The following is a 15,668-nucleotide window of genomic DNA, read 5'->3' as shown; positions in this document are numbered from 1 at the left end:
GTAAATGGAGAAAAACAGGTGAAAAGTCACCTGTTTTTCTTTAATGAATCTATTCATCTCATAGTCAATAAGACCTCGTCTACTCTCTAACCATAGGAAGCGTACAACAACGGAATGATCCGCCTGACTTGATGATTTCGGATAAGTCCAGTTCAATCACTTCAAAACCATTTGATCTGATTCGTTCATTCAAATCTTGATTTTGAGTAAGACTGATGATTTTCCCCTCTCCGATTGCCAATACATTAGGGCCCATTTGGAATTGCTCTTCATCCGTTACAGTGATGGTATTGTAATGTGTCTTGATCTTTTCAAGATCCTCTTTAGAAAAGGCCGGTGGATATACAAGGGCCCATTCCTCTGAAATGATTGTAAATACACAATCTAAATGAAGCACCCCTTCTTTTAAAGGCAATTCATGAACGGTAAATTGCTGGAGCTGATTTCGTAAAGATTGGATGGCCAATTGGTTCGTCCGTCCACTCACTCCGATCCAAATATTATGCTCATCAACGAGCACATCCCCTCCTTCAATGGAATGAAGAAGTTCATTATAAGGCACTTCATTCATTTCCAGCCAATTCCTCAACGTCTTCACTTCCCCTCGCCTGACATCGGTATTCATCGATGCAACGAAGAACTGATCATGAATCGTGAAACCGATGTCTCTTGTGAAGACTTGTTCATTAAACTCCGGTGAGGGTTGAAGGTGAATGACCTCTGAACCATTTTTCTCTAACGTATCAACAAAATTTTTATGCTGCAGAACCGCTTTATCTATATTGATATTTTCCTTTAAGAAATGCTTTTGAGTCTCATTTATGATTTCATTTATTTGCATATTTTCAGGTGAAACAACGATCACTTTCTTTAACTTTCCATATTCATTGGAACAATGGTTTTTTTGATTGGGAACCAACGGGGAATTCAAACTCATCTTTACGCCCTCCATTTGTATACTCTTAAAAACTACTTTTCCCTCTTATTATGCTGATAAAACTTCCTTTTTATAAATTATGCTAAAGAAGCCTAAACAGGGACGACGGGCTCTAGGATTTAAGAAATAAAGGCTTTTGTCCAACCGAAAAAGGCATGCCTCTCTGCTACATGCCTCCTTCCATTAATGAACCATTCGGTCATGATCCTCCCAGAATTCTTTTCGAATCACAACTTTTTGGATTTTTCCTGAAGCGGTCTTAGGTAATTCTTTTGCAAACGTAATACTCTTAGGTGATTTGAAGTGGGCGAGCTTTTCTCTGCTGAATTCGATAAGCTCCTTTTCCGTTAGGCTATGGCCCTCCCTGATAACAACCACTGCATGGGGCACTTCTCCCCAACGCTCATGGGGGATGGCTACTACGGCTGCTTCGAGGACACTATCATGCTCATAAAGAGCCCCCTCTACTTCAATAGAAGAGATGTTTTCTCCCCCGCTAATGATGACGTCTTTCATCCGGTCGACAATTTCTATGAAGCCATCCTGATCAACGGTCGCCATGTCACCTGTATGCAGCCATCCATCTCGAATGGCTTGATTGGTGGCATCAGGATTTTTATAGTATCCTTCCATCACTGTATTCGTTCTGGTAACGATTTCTCCAATTGCTTTCCCGTTATGGAACACTTCACTTCCGAGCTCATCTACTACTTTCACCTTGCTGCCTATCATACTGTAACCGGCTTTCGCCTTTAACCGGTACTTTTCTTCCTTTTGTCGGTCCTGTTCTGAAGATCTCAGGATGGACGTAGTGATAAGTGGAGAGATTTCAGTCATTCCGTACACCTGGATGAACTCCCAATTCAGATCCTCTTCTACCTTTCTTACAAAAGCCGGTGGAGGGGCAGATCCGGCAATGACAACCCTAACATATTGTCCAATAGTCCGCTCCCTGTTCGGATAATTCTCCAGAAGCATATTCAGAACAGTCGGCGCCATATGCATAACCGTTACGCCATGCTTCTCGACTTTATCTAAAATCATCTCAGGGTCTACTTTTCTGAGCATCACCTGGGTCGCACCGTTGGCAGTATAGTAAAAAGGAGATCCCCATCCGTTCACATGGAACATGGGCAGCACGTGAAGTAAAGTGTCCTGATCGGAAACCCGTAAATGATGCATGGATGATAGAGCGTGCAGATAGTTTGACCGGTGAGTGAGCAATACTCCCTTCGGATCCCCTGTCGTTCCACTTGTATATAATAATGAAGCGATATCACTTTCTTCCAGTTCTACGCGATCGAAGGCTTCGTCGCTGAAAGAGCCGCGCCACTCGTCATATCCGGGATGTCCATCTCTTGACTCACCATGGATCACAATATGCTTTAAATTCGGCACCTTAGACAAAATCGGCTGCACCAGCGGATAAAGTTCCTCATCCACAAATAATGCCTTGCTTTCGCTATGAGTCAGGATAAATTGATAATCCGCAGGTTTTAAGCGCGTATTAAGTGGCGTCATGATACCTCCTACACCATAGACCCCATAGAACCCCTCCAGCATCTCAGTTGTATTCGGAGCTAGATACGCAACCTTGTCCCCTTTTTCAATCCCGAATTCCATTAGTCCTTTAGACAGTTGATTCACACGTGCATTCAGCTGCTTATATGTCAAACGCTTCACATCGTCAATAATCGCAACCTTTTCTCCATATTGCTCGACTGCCCGATCTAAAAAATCCGTTAACACTAAAGGTACATGCATATGTACAACCCACCCCTTCTGTTAGTTAATGACTATTTATATTCATTATTTTAGCAGATTCAAAGGATCAATTGGGAATATTCTGAAACTTAATGTTGGCGTTCTGATTTTAAAAGGTTCAGTATTTTGATGAGGGATAGTTCACCATTCTTTTCTATAAAAAAAGCATGATGACACATTGGTCACCATGCTTATAGGTTAGCGGCCTCTTCTATTTGAAGAAGATTTGCCTTGGCTGTTTCTTTTTCCGCTGGAGTCGTTTCTTCTGGATTTTCCAGGATCACTTGGTCTGGACTGTCTGTCTCTTGAGGGACTGGCTGAGTCTCCACTGCGCCGGGATGATGATTCTTCCCTTCTCGATCGACGACTGCGCGAAGAGTCACCACCTTCACTGTTACGAGACCGTCTTCCACGTGGAGACCTTGTTTTTCGATCTTTATTCGCTTGGATATTCTTTTCACGTCTTTCCTTCGCACTTTCATTGGATTCCTTATGGACATTGGCGGCTTCCTTAGAAGGAGCGACCTCCACGACACGACGAGGCAATGAACGGCCTATGCCTTTTTCAATCATTTCTAGATCCTGCTTATCCTTTAGAGCAACAAAGGTGATGGCAAGCCCATCTTTTCCGGCACGGCCCGTACGTCCGATTCTGTGAATATAGCTTTCCACATCTTGAGGGATATCATAGTTGAACACATGAGTGACTCCTTCAACGTCAAGGCCTCGAGCCGCCACGTCGGTCGCGATAAGAAGCTGAAGTTTCGCGTCTCTGAACTTCTTCATCACTCCTTCTCTTTTCGCTTGAGATAAGTCACCGTGCAGTTCATCCACCAGGAATCCTCTCGCTTTCAGATCTCCCAGTAGCTTGCTGACCCTTCTTTTGGTTCTGCAGAAAATGATGCCTAAAAAAGGCTGGACGTCATGAATTGTTTGACTGAGGGCATCTAATTTCTGGCGATCCGTCGTTTCCACGATTTCCTGCTCAATTTCCTGTACAATTTTTTCTTTTTCACGAATCTGTACATTATGTGGATTGTTCATATAGCGCTTTCCGATCTTACGGATATCCTTTGACATCGTCGCAGAAAATAGCGCGGTTTGACGAGTAAACGGCGTCTCGCGTATGATCGACTCGACTTCATCAAAAAATCCGATATGGAGCATTTGATCGGCCTCATCCAACACTAAAAACGATACATTTGAAAGGTCCACAGTCTCCCGGCGAACGTGATCAAGCAATCGTCCAGGCGTTCCAATCACGATATGAATCGCCTTATTCTTCAGTCGCTTAATTTGCTTCTCTACATCCTGTCCGCCGTACACAGCTAATACATGTATGTCATCTTCAGTAGAAGAAAGAATCTGATTTAACTCAGCGGTTACTTGAATCGCGAGCTCCCTCGTCGGAGTCACAATAAGAGATTGGATCTCATCTCTCGCCGGATCAATTTTTGCGAGCATTGGCAACAGGAAAGCCATCGTTTTGCCTGTTCCGGTTTGTGCTTGTCCAATCACATCTTCACCATTTAATAAAACAGGGATGGTTTCGCTCTGAATCGGTGTTGGTTCAGTAATCGATTGTTCTTTTAACGCATTCACGTACTTAGGCTCAATTCCTAAGGATGTAAAATCATTCAATGGGGTCACCTCTTTGTACCCCATTATACCTTTAATCCTCTTTAGAAAATAGGGCACTATGTTATAATGGGAAAATCGCAAATGAAATGAGGAGTAATAATGCTGACATTTGAAGATAAATTAACTATCATAGAAGATTTTTCTGAACTAACACGTAAGGACGTCTCACTGAATCGGGTAAATTTCCACTTCGAAGACAGTCTCTATGAAAAAACCACCGTCGTGTATCACTTGCATCCGAACGGAAACGGATTTGTTTATACGGGTAGTGTTCCCGAATATGACGCAAATCAAAAAGGTCTCGTGAATATCCGTGATTTTTCAGGTGATGAACTGCGCGAAATCATTCGGGCTTCCATTGATCATTTGTCAACAGAAGAAGAAAGCGTACCTCCGGTGGAACAGGTGTGGAAGGATATGGAAGGGCATTCCCTCATGCTGATCGAAGAAGATGACCGCTGGAATATTTATGCCGGCGATAACTTGGAGGACAGCTTTGGCGGATACGATGAAGCTGCGTTGTATTTACGTGAGGAAGGGTTTCGGAGAAGATAACAAGAGGTCTCATATAACATCAAACAGTTGATTGTTTGGTGCTTTTGACAGAATTATTATAGAAATGATCCCCACTCACCCTTTCACCGTGACAAGGTATGTCTCTATGTGGAATATTAGAAAAAGTGACCTTACTGTAAATTTTAATTCATAGAGGAGTGTTGATTGATGAAAGTATTAGCTCTTTTAGGAAGTACACGCAAAAACGGCAACTCAGAATACCTTGCAAAAAAGATCGTTGAAGGAACCGATCACACTGTCGTATCTCTTGCCGACCTGCATATTGAACCAATCGAAGACCTAAGACATTCAGAAGGCGGATTCTCTCCTGTCGATGATGACTACGAACAACTCGTTGGATTGATGGAAGAACATGACGTACTACTATTTGCGACACCCCTCTATTGGTATGGAATGAGTGGTCCGATGAAAAATTTCTTTGATCGATGGAGTCAATATTTACGTGATGAACGATTTAACTTAAAGGAAGAGCTTACGAAGAAAAAAGCGTACGTTGTGATAACCGGAGGAAGCTCTGCCAATATTAAAGGATTGCCCCTTGTACAGCAGTTCAATTACATTTTTGAATTCGTGAACATGGAATTTGCTGATTATATGATTGGTGCCGGAGTAAAACCTGGAGAGATCGTGAATGACTTAGCGGCCCTTGAAAAAGCTGAGCGTTGGAATACATTATTTAAATGAGTGATGATCCCTTTTGAGGGATCATCTTTTTTTGTTAATGAGAACTAAATCAGGAAACTATTCGCCAGAATTCTTCAGAAGCTATTCCTGGAGTCTTCCCAATATCGTCGTCAATGTCTGGTCTAAGCTCTTCAGCTCTTCCCCATCCATCTCCAACCGCTCAAGTAACCTTGTGGGAACACAACTTGCTTTACATTTCATTGCTTCTCCCTTTTCAGTAAGGGAAATCATTACACTCCGTTCATCCTTTACGGAACGATGACGCTCAACAAGCCCGTTTGCTTCCATTCTTTTCAGCATCGGAGTTAACGTTCCCGAATCTAAGAACAATTTCCGACCTAATTCTTTTACAGATACCGTTCCATCTTCCCAAAGCACTAACAATGCAAGGTATTGCGGATAAGTCACACCTATTTCTTCAAGTAGCCCTCGATATAACTTGGTAATCTCCCGCTCAGCTGTATAGATCTTAAAACATATTTGATTCTCTAATAATAATGGATCTTTCATACATGCGTATTCCTTTCTTGAACAAACTAGCCTGAGATTATCATACAAAAAAAGATATCAATTATCAAATTAAATTGTGCACAATTTAATTGTTGACATTCAAAAACAAAGTCGTTAGAATTAATTTTGTAATATTAAATTGTGCACAATAAAATACAATTGAGGAGTGAATGAAATGGAAGCATTATACACAGCAAAAGCAACAGCAACGGGTGGACGCGCAGGAAAAGTAACAAGCAGTGACGGAGTATTGGATGTTGGATTGGCTATGCCTAAATCACTTGGGGGTTCTGGAGCAGAAGGGGCAACGAATCCTGAACAATTGTTCGCAGCTGGATATGCGGCTTGTTTCGATAGCGCTCTTAACTTAGTGGCCCGTCAAGAAAAGAAAAAGATTGAATCAAAAGTAGCAGCTGAGGTTTCCCTTGGAAAAGATACAGATGGTGGATTCAAACTCGGCGTTGTGTTAACAGTAGCAGTAAGTGGTGTTGAATTTGATGAAGCGAAGCAATTAGTCGATAAGGCACACGGAGTTTGCCCATACTCTAAAGCAACGAGTGGCAATATCGATGTTGAATTAAATACTGAATTATTATAAATAATCGTGGATAGGCAGTTAAATGCCTATCTTTTTTTTCTATAAATGCGAACATTTGTTCTTGTTATATTCCATCTGTTTGGACTATAATAAAGATGTAATAAAATTCATACGAACTGGAGTGGAGAAATGATGAAACAACAGGCTACACCTTATTTTAGTTTTAGTGGCGAAGCGAAAGAAGCATTAGACTATTACAAAGAAGTCTTTGAAGGGGAAGTATTGGCAGTTCAGACTTTTGGCGAGGCAGATTACCCCAGTCCACCGGAAATAGCTGACCAAATCATGCATGCTCACTTTAAAAAAGGAGAGCTTTCCTTTATGATGTCAGATAGCTTTCCCGGTCACCAGCCCACGGTAGGGAACAATATATCACTTGTTCTCGAGCTGGAAAGTGAAGAGGAAATCAATAGATACTATAGCCGTTTAACTGATAAAGGAACGGTAGTTATGGAGCTTCAAGACACGTTCTGGGGCGCTATATATGCAAAGGTGAAAGATCCTTATGGAATCAATTGGGACTTGAATTATACGAAAAAACAAAAATAATTCATTGGCTACTGCATCTTCAACCTACATAATCCATGCAGTAGCCGTTTTTTTTCGATTGAAACCACGTCATATCTCAATTTCCTTCATTTAAATAAATCCCACTTAAGTTATTTCAGTGAATCATTGGACAACCTCCCTTATATAGGAAAGAACCCTGAAAAAGAACGAACATATTACTTATTAGGCAACGGTGGAAACAGCACGGTATACAGTATGCTCGGATCTAACATCCTCCTTGGTCTCACCTTAAACCGTCCAAATCAAGACGCAGACATCTTTAAATTAGACAGGTGAATATAAGGAGGCTGGGACAAAAGTGTTTTAGCCTAACTAAAACCCGAACTAATTTGCATTCTAAGTGGCAAATTAGTTCGGGTTTTTAATTTGTTCAAATGGACATTTAGATGTAGCTCTTTCTAGCGGTTGATTGGAGTGCAAGACGAAGACTCCTGCGGGAAGAGTAGCTTATGTGAGACCCCGCGGAAAGCGTAGTCTTGCACGGAAATCATTAGCAGTATTAAGTGCCTACACTGAAATGTTCGTCTTTATTTGGTGGTTTTTTAGTTTTGTCCCAGCCTCCTCCCATCACAAGATAGTGCTTATCTTTTTTTTGGATGTGTCCTTCTGTTATCAGTTCTTTTGTGAGGCTGGTCACAGTTTCTCTTGTAGAGCCAATGAAGCTTGCGATGTCCTGGTGGGTAAGGGGGACCGTTAATTTCATGAATCTCCCTTGCTTTTCTCCAAAGTTCTTCATAAGAAATGACATGAGGTAAAGAATTCGTTTTTTAACAGGTGCGTACATGATGCGTTCGAGGAACATGTTTCGTTGTTTCATATGTTGATTGAGGGTATAGAAGAGCTCTGAAAGAAAAGCAGGTTGCGATACACTTAAGCTATCCAGTTGTTTAAGAGAAATGATCCTTAAGATCGTTTCATCGATAGCTTCTGCATAAACTCCCTCGTCGTCTAAGCTGAAACGCGCTATGTTACTGAAGAAATCTCCCTCACCCAGCATGGTGAGGATGGTTTTGCGTCCATCCTCACCATGCTTATATAGCTTTATTTTCCCGGATTGAATCCTGTACAGATTTTGACTAAGTGAAAAAGGTTGAAAGATTACTTCTTTTTTTGAGTAGTTTGCGAGCCTTCCTGGAAGATCACTCATGGCTGAAGCAGATCGTAATGAAGTTGCGCCATTCATGACGACTCCCCCTCCACTTTTTCGAAATGAGAAACGAACTCTCCGTAGCCTTGATCTTCTAACTCATCTTTCGGGACAAATCGAAGGGCTGCTGAGTTCATGCAATATCTTAAACCTGTTGGCTCAGGACCATCATCAAACACATGCCCCAGGTGGGAGTCTGCGTATTTACTCCTTACCTCTGTTTGAACCATAAATAGTGTGCGATCTTCGACTTCCACAATGTTTTCTTCTGCTAGGGGCTTCGTGAAACTGGGCCACCCGGTTCCGCTTTTATATTGATCTTTAGAGCTGAAGAGAGGCTCCCCTGAAACGATATCCACATAGATCCCTTCTTCTTTGTTGTCCCAATATTCATTATCAAATGCTTTCTCTGTCCCGTCTTCCTGGGTTACCTTATACTGGATATCCGTAAGCTTTTCTTTTAGTTCTTCGCCTGTGAAGGAAGGATAAAGAGGCTTCGTATCCAGCTTGATGTTCAGGTCCTCTCCCCAAGCTTCATCAAGGAAGTCATCCCTCCCTGAGTTGTTTCGGTAAAACTTATAGCTTAATTCATTCTTCTTATAATAATCCTGATGGTATTCTTCCGCTTTATAAAAGGTGGTAGCAGGCTGTATCTCTGTGACGATCTCTTCTTCAAAACGCCCTGAGTCTGCTAACTCCTGTTTTGATTGTTGTGCTACTTTCTCCTGATTTTCATTATGATAGAAGATACCACTCACGTATTGAGGACCCCGGTCGACGAATTGACCACCATTATCAGTAGGATCGATTTGTCTCCAGAAAATCTTTAATAGTTGCTCATATGTGATCACTTTGGGATTATATTCAATTTGAACGGCTTCCACATGACCCGTCTGTTTCGTGGAAACTTCATCATAGGTTGGATTCTTTTCCTCGCCACCTGTGTATCCGGAAATGACGGAATACACACCATCCAATTTTTCAAAAGGAGGTTCCATGCACCAGAAGCATCCTCCTGCAAAAGTCGCAACCGCATGTTCTTCATCCACTATATCTGTCTTTACCGGCTCACTTCCCAAAGACTTCTGGGTAATGCTTGCATACAGTTTAGGTCCGAAAAAAGCCGCCAGACTCACTACCAGCAACAGACCGATTCCAATCATCACTTTTTTCATCATCTCTCCTCCTTTCTCATTTCTAAAGGCAATCGGAACCAAAAGGTGCTGCCCGACTCACCATCACTTTCGACTCCGATCTCTCCACCATGAAGTTCAACAATTTCTTTGCTTATGGACAGCCCCAAGCCAGACCCTCCTCCTGCTTTGTTACGGGACTTCTCTACCCGATAGAAACGCTGAAAGATCGATGCCTGTTCTTCAAGGGGAACCCCCTTTCCTTCGTCTGTAACTGAAAAGTTCATCGTCTCTCCATCCTTTCCTGCTTTAATTGCAAGTGACGTCTGATCAGGAGAAAAGGATAGGGCATTTTGTATAAAGTTCGTCATCACTCTTTTGATTTGAACAGGCATTAAAGGAACCAGAGGTAAATCTTCATCGTACTGCACTTTCACTTCAACTTGCTTCTCTTGTAAAACCCTTTCGAACTGCTGAATGGTTTCGACCAGGAGTTTATCGATTGGTGTCGGATGCGGATTCCATGACAGTTTCCTGTTTTCCAACTGTGAAAACTCCAGTACTTCTTCAATTAATAGACCCAGTTTTTCGGTTTCTGACAGAATGGTCTCGTAATATCTCTTCCGTGCTTCAGGATCTTCAATAATGTCATCGTTCAGAGCGGCAACAAAAGAATGGATCGATGATAAAGGTGTTCTGAGGTCATGGGAAACATTAGCGATCAGTTCACTCTTGAACTTCTCTGATTCCCTTAATTCGTCGAACATTTCTTCTATTTTAGTGGACATATGATTAAAGTTAGCAGCAAGCTTTTTAATTTCCTGGGGTCCTGCCTCTGTCACCTTCACATTAAAGTCACCCATAGCCATCCGCTCTGCTTCATTGCTCATCTGCTTGACAGATTTCAACAAAGGCGATGTGATCATCAAATTCACGGCAAAGGATAGGATCCCCGCTCCAAGCGTAATAAGGGAAAGCAGGATGATGATATTGGTTGAGATAAACATCTGAACATACGAGATTGTGAGAAATACTAAGATTACGGAGAGCGAAATCGTGTTGGCTAAAATAAGGAGGGTTCTAATTTTCATAACGCTGCTGCCCCTCAAACTTATAACCTATTCCCCACACGGTTTTTATCCATTGGGGCTCAGAAGGATTGGTTTCTATTTTTTCTCTTAACCTGCGAATATGAACATTGATTGTGTTGGCATCACCTAAATATTCATATCCCCATAATGTTTCGAGCAGCTGGGATTTAGAGAACACCTGTGAAGGATGCTCTGCTAACAGGGTTAATAGATCAAATTCTTTCACGGTCATCTCGATTTCTTTCCCTGACACGACTACTTTTCGCTTATCCCTATCAATGAGCAAGCCTTTCCACTTAAGAACCTCCCTTTGCTTTTCCCGTTTTGAAGCTGAGCAGGTCCTTCTTAATACATTTTTGACCCGGAGCAATAATTCCCGGGGACTGAAAGGTTTTGTCACATAATCATCCGCACCGATCGTCAGCCCATAGATCCTATCCTTCTCCTGCCCCAGTGCTGTCAGCATGATGATGGGTGTGTCGCTGTCTTCCCTTATCTTTTCAGCTGCCTGCCACCCATCCATTTGAGGCATCATAATATCCAGGATCACGATGTCCGGTTGGAACGTATTGTATCGTTCGATTGCCTCATATCCGTTTGAGGCAGTACTCACTTCATACCCCTCCCTCATGAGATACCGTGAGCATACATCCACAATATTTTCTTCATCATCTACTAACAGCACTTTGTTTGCCATGGTTTACTCTCCTTTATATTGCCTTACCTAACTCAGCACGACCGAAATCCACATTAAATTGTTTACACCAAATCACAATTTCCATTCCTGATGATACAGAATGACCTCCTGGAATCTCATAATTTTGATTGCCGATGTTCCCCTTTAATTCCCCCAGTGAAATCCCTTCTTTTGTTTCCTTACCTGCTTCCACTAAGTAAACGTAAAGATCGGGTCCATTGGTCACTTCAAAATTTTCCAAACGGATATTTTTTTCTGATATACTCACTTTTCCTTTTGCATCGTGATTTTCATCTGCTCCATGAAAGGTCCCGACTAATTCATTTACTTTTATTGTATCGTTTGTTATTTCTTCTGGCGAAGATGAATCCGTTTCTTTCATAGTATTCTCTTCTTGTTCTTTCATATTTGAGCCAGAAGGCGATGAAACAGGCGCTTCGTTTACCACCTTATCTAAAAATAACGGAGAAATCAGCCACCATCCTACTCCCAAAGCTCCTACTACAGCTATTCCAATCATCCATCTTTTCATTTGATCATCCTCTCACTATGATTAACGATAGTTTAATAAACAAACCTTATGGATTCTTAACGGAAATCTTAAATAATTCTTAAATGTGACACAGCCTTCATTTTGGACAGTCGAAAGCATATCTGAGATAGTAAAAGATATCGAATGAAAAGGAGCAGAATCCATGCTAATATCTATATTTTTGCTTACCGCTATGATCGTGATTGCCTTCCTGGTTATCCGGTTTTATCCTGCATTTGGTGAGAAGCCTTCTCTTGAACGTGTACGGTCATCTCCACAGCATTCAAAAGGCTCATTTAAAAATCCCATCCCAACTTCTATGGATACCAGTTTTTCCACGTCTCTTACAATGATTCGGGATCTTATGAAAAGAAATGCCAACCGTAAACCTGATACCGATATTCCAAGAGTCGGATTTCCCTCCTTTGAACATCCTCATTCCGTTACGAATGTAACCTGGTTTGGTCACTCAGCATCGATTATTGAGATTGATGGGAATAGACTACTTCTTGATCCCATGTTTGGTCGAGCTCCATCCCCGTTTCCTTGGATTGGCGGAAAGCGGTATAGCAAAGATCTTCCTTTTCAAATGGATGATCTCCCATCTATTGATGCTGTGATCTTTTCGCATGATCATTACGATCATCTGGATTATGGCACGATTCAAAAGCTTCGAGGCAAAGTGAAGCAGTTTTTCGTTCCCATCGGGGTAGGGAGTCACCTTGAGAGATGGGGAATCCATTCTGATCACATTGTAGAGCTTGATTGGTGGGAAGAGGTTGAGTGGAGTGGACTTACTCTGGCTTGTACCCCCGCACGACATTTTTCCGGCAGAAGCTTACATGATCGTAATGCCACCTTATGGTGTTCATGGTGTATCATCGGGAACTCTTCCAGACTCTTTTTTAGCGGGGATAGTGGATACGGCCCGCATTTCAAAGAAATCGGCAGTGTTTATGGACCATTCGATTTGTCCCTGATGGAATGTGGTCAATATGATCCCAGATGGGCACCGATACATATGTGCCCGGAAGAGACTGTACAAGCCCATCTTGATGTGAAGGGGAAGTGGCTTCTGCCCATTCATTGGGGTGCTTTCACATTATCTTTTCATGAATGGACTGATCCCATTATGAGAGTGACGAAAAGCGGCGCAGAACAAGGGGTTCATGTTGTTACCCCACGAATCGGAGAAACTTTTCCAGTAGAAGGTGATTCCTACCCCTCTTCAATATGGTGGGAATGAACCAACCATCGCCTAGTTGTATACAATATCTAAGAACTTTAAAGTAGGCGATTATACTATGAGCAATGAACAAAAACTCACGTTCGGAGCATGGGTTGCGGCAATCGGAACAGTCCTTGCCGCTATTGGCAGTACCCCTATAAAAAGCATTCCAGAAGATACTCTACAGTCGTTCAATCTCGTAGGAAATGAACTGCAAGCAACGGGAAATGCATTAGCGGCAGATGCAATTGATGATTTCACCCTGACGAAAGCAGGAAATGAAATTCAAGCGATCGGAAACGTCACTGTTATAGCCGGCATACTGATTAAGTTTAATGACATAACAAAGCAAGAGTTGAATATTAAAGGAAATCTTCTCCAGGCATTGGGTGGAGGAGCAGCCCTGGCCGATTCATTTAATGAAGAACATACATTAGAAGAGCTTTATTCGATTTACGGCAATCTCCTTCAGATTATCGGTAACTCCCTACAGGCCATCTCAGATATCCTTGAGTTAAATGAAAGGGACAGCGGGAATATCAATGTGGTGGGAAGCTGGATCCAGGCAATCGGTTCAGTCATTTCTGCATTGGTTCAAACGAAGGAATCTTCCTCCTGAAGTTGTTTTACATACTCGACATGTATGAATGTGAAGCAACCAAGGTTAGTAGCTGCTGTTCATATTAAAAATCAAAGAATTGTCATAAGCCTATTTTCACAAAATCTCTCTAGATGGGTTAATGCCCAGTCCATTTCGAATCGGGGTGAATATTCATAACCTAGATAGAGAGGAGGTTTATGTTTTGAATGATTTTCACACTGTAAGCAATGAAACATTTGTCAATTATCATGATGTACGACGCCCGATCGGACGAGTGGGATTTGGCAGACCTGGCTTTGGTGGGTTTGGAAGACGACCGTTTGGATTTGGATTCAACCCGTTTTTAGGTGGCCTCGCCGGTGGACTGCTTGGAGCTGCATTATTGAGTCCATACTCATATGGATACGGATATCCTCCACCTTACTATGGTTATCCTCCTTACCCTTATTATTATTAATAAAATCATACAAAAAAGAGCCAGCGCCACATTCAGTGCGCTTAGGCTCCCTTTTAAGGTATTCCTTAGATTCATCCATCAAGAGGGACGGACCTCAATGTGAGGTCCGTCCCTCTTCTCTTACACGCTTAAATAGATTCGGTTGCCTGATGGGTCTTCGGTTAAAATTTTTCCGTTTTGTTCCTGAATGGATGCTCCAATGATTTCAAGCTTTCGGATGATGGCGGTGCGTTTTTCTTCGGTTGGAAAGTGTAGGGTGAACCAGTTTAAGCCCACACTGTTTTCAGCTGGTCTCGGAGCTCCTACCCCGTTCCAGGTGTTCAGTCCAATATGATGATGATATCCACCTGTTGAAATGAATAGTGCCTGACTCCCGAATCGACTGACTACATCGAAGCCAAGTCCCTCCCCGTAGAATACCTCTGTTGATCTCAAATCAGAAACATGCAGATGGATATGTCCCATGACCGTATCGGCAGGAAGTCCTTCCCACGGTTGTCCCATTGCCTCATCCAATATCCCCCTTGCGTCTATTGGATCAACGGTCATCTTTACCTGATTGCCATTCCATGTCCATTCCGATGAAGGACGGTCCCTGTAGATCTCGATTCCATTTCCATCCGGATCAGATAAATACAGAGCTTCACTGACCAGGTGATCAGAAGATCCCAGTTGAATATTTAGCTTTATTAGATGTTCTAATATATTTCCCAGATCTGTTCTATTCGGCAACAACAGGGCAAAATGGTATAATCCTGTCGTTCTGGGCTGCTTAGGTGTAACACTTTCCGGTTGTTCCAGAGATAGTAATGGGTGGATACCATCTGTCGTCAGAGTCGCTCTACTCTCTGTTCGTTCCAGTACTTTAAATCCGATTACTTCTTGGTAAAAGGAAATAGAGCGCTCTAAGTTTTCAACTTTTATATTTACTTCCCCAACGAATGTATGTGGTTCTGTATGATAATTCATCTTTATTCCTCCGTTTCATTTTAGCTGTGAAAACTTCTGATCTAATGAGAACGATGATTCCTTAGCCACGACAAAATATAAAGAGATCGCAAGCAGTGCCAAATCAATTTCGTACCCGGTCATCTGTCCATTCCCTAAGAAACCTGCAGCTAATTTCACTTTTACGATTGCTCCCAACATGATTAACGCAAATAATCCAGCCACGACACGAGTACCAATCCCTAAAATCATGCCCAATCCACCGACCAGTTCAATGATGGCAACTACATAAGCCGCAAACCCTGGCAGTCCTAAGCTTTGAAAGAAACCGACCGTATTTTCGATCCCCCCCTGGAACTTAGTCAAACCGTGAATGAAGAAGGTCATTCCTAAAAATATTCTTAAAATGAGTGCTCCTATTAAATGATTTTGTAGCATTGTATATGCTTCCTTTCTTTATGTTATTTTATTAAAGTTGGTTACTTTATGTAACTTATAATATTTTAATAACTTAATTTCGTCAAGTAATTAAATTACTAATATGGTGATGATGT

The 15,668-nt window shown here is 42.0% G+C and carries 18 protein-coding genes; 7 read left to right on the top strand and 11 right to left on the bottom strand.

What is annotated here, in order from left to right; translation table 11 throughout:
• Positions 1-79: 79 nt before the first annotated feature.
• From F0342_RS14710 to F0342_RS14700, 3 genes are all read right to left on the bottom strand, one after another.
• Positions 80-937, bottom strand: coding sequence for a dimethylarginine dimethylaminohydrolase family protein (locus F0342_RS14710; RefSeq protein ID WP_149156638.1), 858 nt, complete (start codon positions 935-937; stop codon positions 80-82).
• Positions 938-1,120: 183 nt separating this feature from the next.
• Complete coding sequence (locus F0342_RS14705; protein WP_149156637.1) at positions 1,121-2,701, bottom strand: long-chain-fatty-acid--CoA ligase; 1,581 nt, start codon at positions 2,699-2,701, stop codon at positions 1,121-1,123.
• Between the two features lie 198 nt (positions 2,702-2,899).
• Positions 2,900-4,351, bottom strand: a complete 1,452-nt coding sequence (locus F0342_RS14700) for a DEAD/DEAH box helicase (RefSeq protein ID WP_149156701.1) — start codon at positions 4,349-4,351, stop codon at positions 2,900-2,902.
• A gap of 90 nt (positions 4,352-4,441) precedes the next feature.
• Here F0342_RS14700 and F0342_RS14695 point away from each other — a divergent pair, with 90 nt between their 5' ends.
• Positions 4,442-4,897, top strand: coding sequence for a hypothetical protein (locus tag F0342_RS14695; protein ID WP_149156636.1), 456 nt, complete (start codon positions 4,442-4,444; stop codon positions 4,895-4,897).
• Positions 4,898-5,065: 168 nt separating this feature from the next.
• Entirely contained in the window at positions 5,066-5,602 is a 537-nt protein-coding gene (locus tag F0342_RS14690) for a flavodoxin family protein (RefSeq protein ID WP_149156635.1), read from the top strand.
• An 81-nt stretch (positions 5,603-5,683) separates the two neighbouring features.
• Here the strand turns inward: F0342_RS14690 and F0342_RS14685 are convergent, their stop codons facing one another.
• Positions 5,684-6,112 carry a MarR family winged helix-turn-helix transcriptional regulator gene (locus tag F0342_RS14685; protein WP_149156634.1) on the bottom strand — a complete coding sequence of 143 codons (429 nt, stop codon included), beginning with the start codon at positions 6,110-6,112 and terminating at the stop codon, positions 5,684-5,686.
• Between the two features lie 175 nt (positions 6,113-6,287).
• Here F0342_RS14685 and F0342_RS14680 point away from each other — a divergent pair, with 175 nt between their 5' ends.
• Both F0342_RS14680 and F0342_RS14675 read left to right on the top strand, forming a co-directional pair.
• Positions 6,288-6,710, top strand: coding sequence for an organic hydroperoxide resistance protein (locus F0342_RS14680; RefSeq protein ID WP_149156633.1), 423 nt, complete (start codon positions 6,288-6,290; stop codon positions 6,708-6,710).
• A gap of 132 nt (positions 6,711-6,842) precedes the next feature.
• Entirely contained in the window at positions 6,843-7,259 is a 417-nt protein-coding gene (locus F0342_RS14675; RefSeq protein WP_149156700.1) for a VOC family protein, read from the top strand.
• A gap of 520 nt (positions 7,260-7,779) precedes the next feature.
• Here F0342_RS14675 and F0342_RS14670 read toward each other — a convergent pair.
• The 5 genes from F0342_RS14670 to F0342_RS14650 are packed head-to-tail and all read right to left on the bottom strand — an operon-like array spanning position 7,780 to position 11,880.
• Positions 7,780-8,463: a Crp/Fnr family transcriptional regulator gene (locus tag F0342_RS14670; protein WP_149156632.1), complete on the bottom strand. Its 684-nt coding sequence runs from the start codon at positions 8,461-8,463 to the stop codon at positions 7,780-7,782.
• On the bottom strand, positions 8,460-9,602 hold the full coding sequence (msrA, locus tag F0342_RS14665; protein ID WP_149156631.1) for a peptide-methionine (S)-S-oxide reductase MsrA: 1,143 nt from the start codon (positions 9,600-9,602) through the stop codon (positions 8,460-8,462). The genes F0342_RS14670 and msrA overlap by 4 nt, the downstream gene beginning before the upstream one ends.
• Positions 9,602-10,651 (bottom strand): HAMP domain-containing sensor histidine kinase, encoded by a 1,050-nt coding sequence (locus tag F0342_RS14660; RefSeq protein WP_149156630.1) that lies wholly within the window; start codon positions 10,649-10,651, stop codon positions 9,602-9,604. The genes msrA and F0342_RS14660 overlap by 1 nt, the downstream gene beginning before the upstream one ends.
• Entirely contained in the window at positions 10,641-11,348 is a 708-nt protein-coding gene (locus F0342_RS14655; RefSeq protein WP_149156629.1) for a response regulator transcription factor, read from the bottom strand. Before F0342_RS14655 ends, F0342_RS14660 begins: the two co-directional genes overlap by 11 nt.
• Positions 11,349-11,361: 13 nt before the next feature.
• Positions 11,362-11,880, bottom strand: coding sequence for a DM13 domain-containing protein (locus F0342_RS14650; RefSeq protein ID WP_149156628.1), 519 nt, complete (start codon positions 11,878-11,880; stop codon positions 11,362-11,364).
• Between the two features lie 163 nt (positions 11,881-12,043).
• On the opposite strand from F0342_RS14650, the gene F0342_RS14645 reads away from it, so the two are divergent.
• From F0342_RS14645 to F0342_RS14635, 3 genes are all read left to right on the top strand, one after another.
• Entirely contained in the window at positions 12,044-13,126 is a 1,083-nt protein-coding gene (locus F0342_RS14645; protein ID WP_149156627.1) for an MBL fold metallo-hydrolase, read from the top strand.
• 58 nt (positions 13,127-13,184) lie between these two features.
• Positions 13,185-13,727, top strand: coding sequence for a DUF6944 family repetitive protein (locus F0342_RS14640; RefSeq protein ID WP_149156626.1), 543 nt, complete (start codon positions 13,185-13,187; stop codon positions 13,725-13,727).
• 184 nt (positions 13,728-13,911) lie between these two features.
• Positions 13,912-14,166 (top strand): spore coat protein, encoded by a 255-nt coding sequence (locus tag F0342_RS14635; RefSeq protein ID WP_395940690.1) that lies wholly within the window; start codon positions 13,912-13,914, stop codon positions 14,164-14,166.
• Between the two features lie 120 nt (positions 14,167-14,286).
• Here the strand turns inward: F0342_RS14635 and F0342_RS14630 are convergent, their stop codons facing one another.
• A complete protein-coding gene (locus tag F0342_RS14630) occupies positions 14,287-15,135 on the bottom strand; it encodes a VOC family protein (RefSeq protein WP_149156625.1) in 849 nt (282 codons plus the stop codon).
• A 15-nt stretch (positions 15,136-15,150) separates the two neighbouring features.
• On the bottom strand, positions 15,151-15,552 hold the full coding sequence (locus F0342_RS14625; RefSeq protein WP_149156624.1) for a DoxX family protein: 402 nt from the start codon (positions 15,550-15,552) through the stop codon (positions 15,151-15,153).
• Between the last annotated feature and the right edge of the window lie 116 nt (positions 15,553-15,668).

Origin of the sequence: Bacillus sp. CH30_1T, from assembly GCF_008364765.1 — a bacterium.
GTDB lineage: Bacteria > Bacillota > Bacilli > Bacillales > Bacillaceae_B > Rossellomorea.
This window is presented reverse-complemented; position numbering and strand designations above follow the sequence as displayed.

Coding starts and splice junctions, on each gene's coding strand:
- F0342_RS14710 (WP_149156638.1), bottom strand. CDS start 937: ATGAGTTTGAATTCCCCGTTGGTTCCCAATCAAAAAAACCATTGTTCC.
- F0342_RS14705 (WP_149156637.1), bottom strand. CDS start 2,701: ATGCATGTACCTTTAGTGTTAACGGATTTTTTAGATCGGGCAGTCGAG.
- F0342_RS14695 (WP_149156636.1), top strand. CDS start 4,442: ATGCTGACATTTGAAGATAAATTAACTATCATAGAAGATTTTTCTGAA.
- F0342_RS14690 (WP_149156635.1), top strand. CDS start 5,066: ATGAAAGTATTAGCTCTTTTAGGAAGTACACGCAAAAACGGCAACTCA.
- F0342_RS14685 (WP_149156634.1), bottom strand. CDS start 6,112: ATGAAAGATCCATTATTATTAGAGAATCAAATATGTTTTAAGATCTAT.
- F0342_RS14680 (WP_149156633.1), top strand. CDS start 6,288: ATGGAAGCATTATACACAGCAAAAGCAACAGCAACGGGTGGACGCGCA.
- F0342_RS14675 (WP_149156700.1), top strand. CDS start 6,843: ATGAAACAACAGGCTACACCTTATTTTAGTTTTAGTGGCGAAGCGAAA.
- F0342_RS14670 (WP_149156632.1), bottom strand. CDS start 8,463: ATGAATGGCGCAACTTCATTACGATCTGCTTCAGCCATGAGTGATCTT.
- msrA (WP_149156631.1), bottom strand. CDS start 9,602: ATGAAAAAAGTGATGATTGGAATCGGTCTGTTGCTGGTAGTGAGTCTG.
- F0342_RS14660 (WP_149156630.1), bottom strand. CDS start 10,651: ATGAAAATTAGAACCCTCCTTATTTTAGCCAACACGATTTCGCTCTCC.
- F0342_RS14655 (WP_149156629.1), bottom strand. CDS start 11,348: ATGGCAAACAAAGTGCTGTTAGTAGATGATGAAGAAAATATTGTGGAT.
- F0342_RS14650 (WP_149156628.1), bottom strand. CDS start 11,880: ATGAAAAGATGGATGATTGGAATAGCTGTAGTAGGAGCTTTGGGAGTA.
- F0342_RS14645 (WP_149156627.1), top strand. CDS start 12,044: ATGCTAATATCTATATTTTTGCTTACCGCTATGATCGTGATTGCCTTC.
- F0342_RS14640 (WP_149156626.1), top strand. CDS start 13,185: ATGAGCAATGAACAAAAACTCACGTTCGGAGCATGGGTTGCGGCAATC.
- F0342_RS14630 (WP_149156625.1), bottom strand. CDS start 15,135: ATGAATTATCATACAGAACCACATACATTCGTTGGGGAAGTAAATATA.
- F0342_RS14625 (WP_149156624.1), bottom strand. CDS start 15,552: ATGCTACAAAATCATTTAATAGGAGCACTCATTTTAAGAATATTTTTA.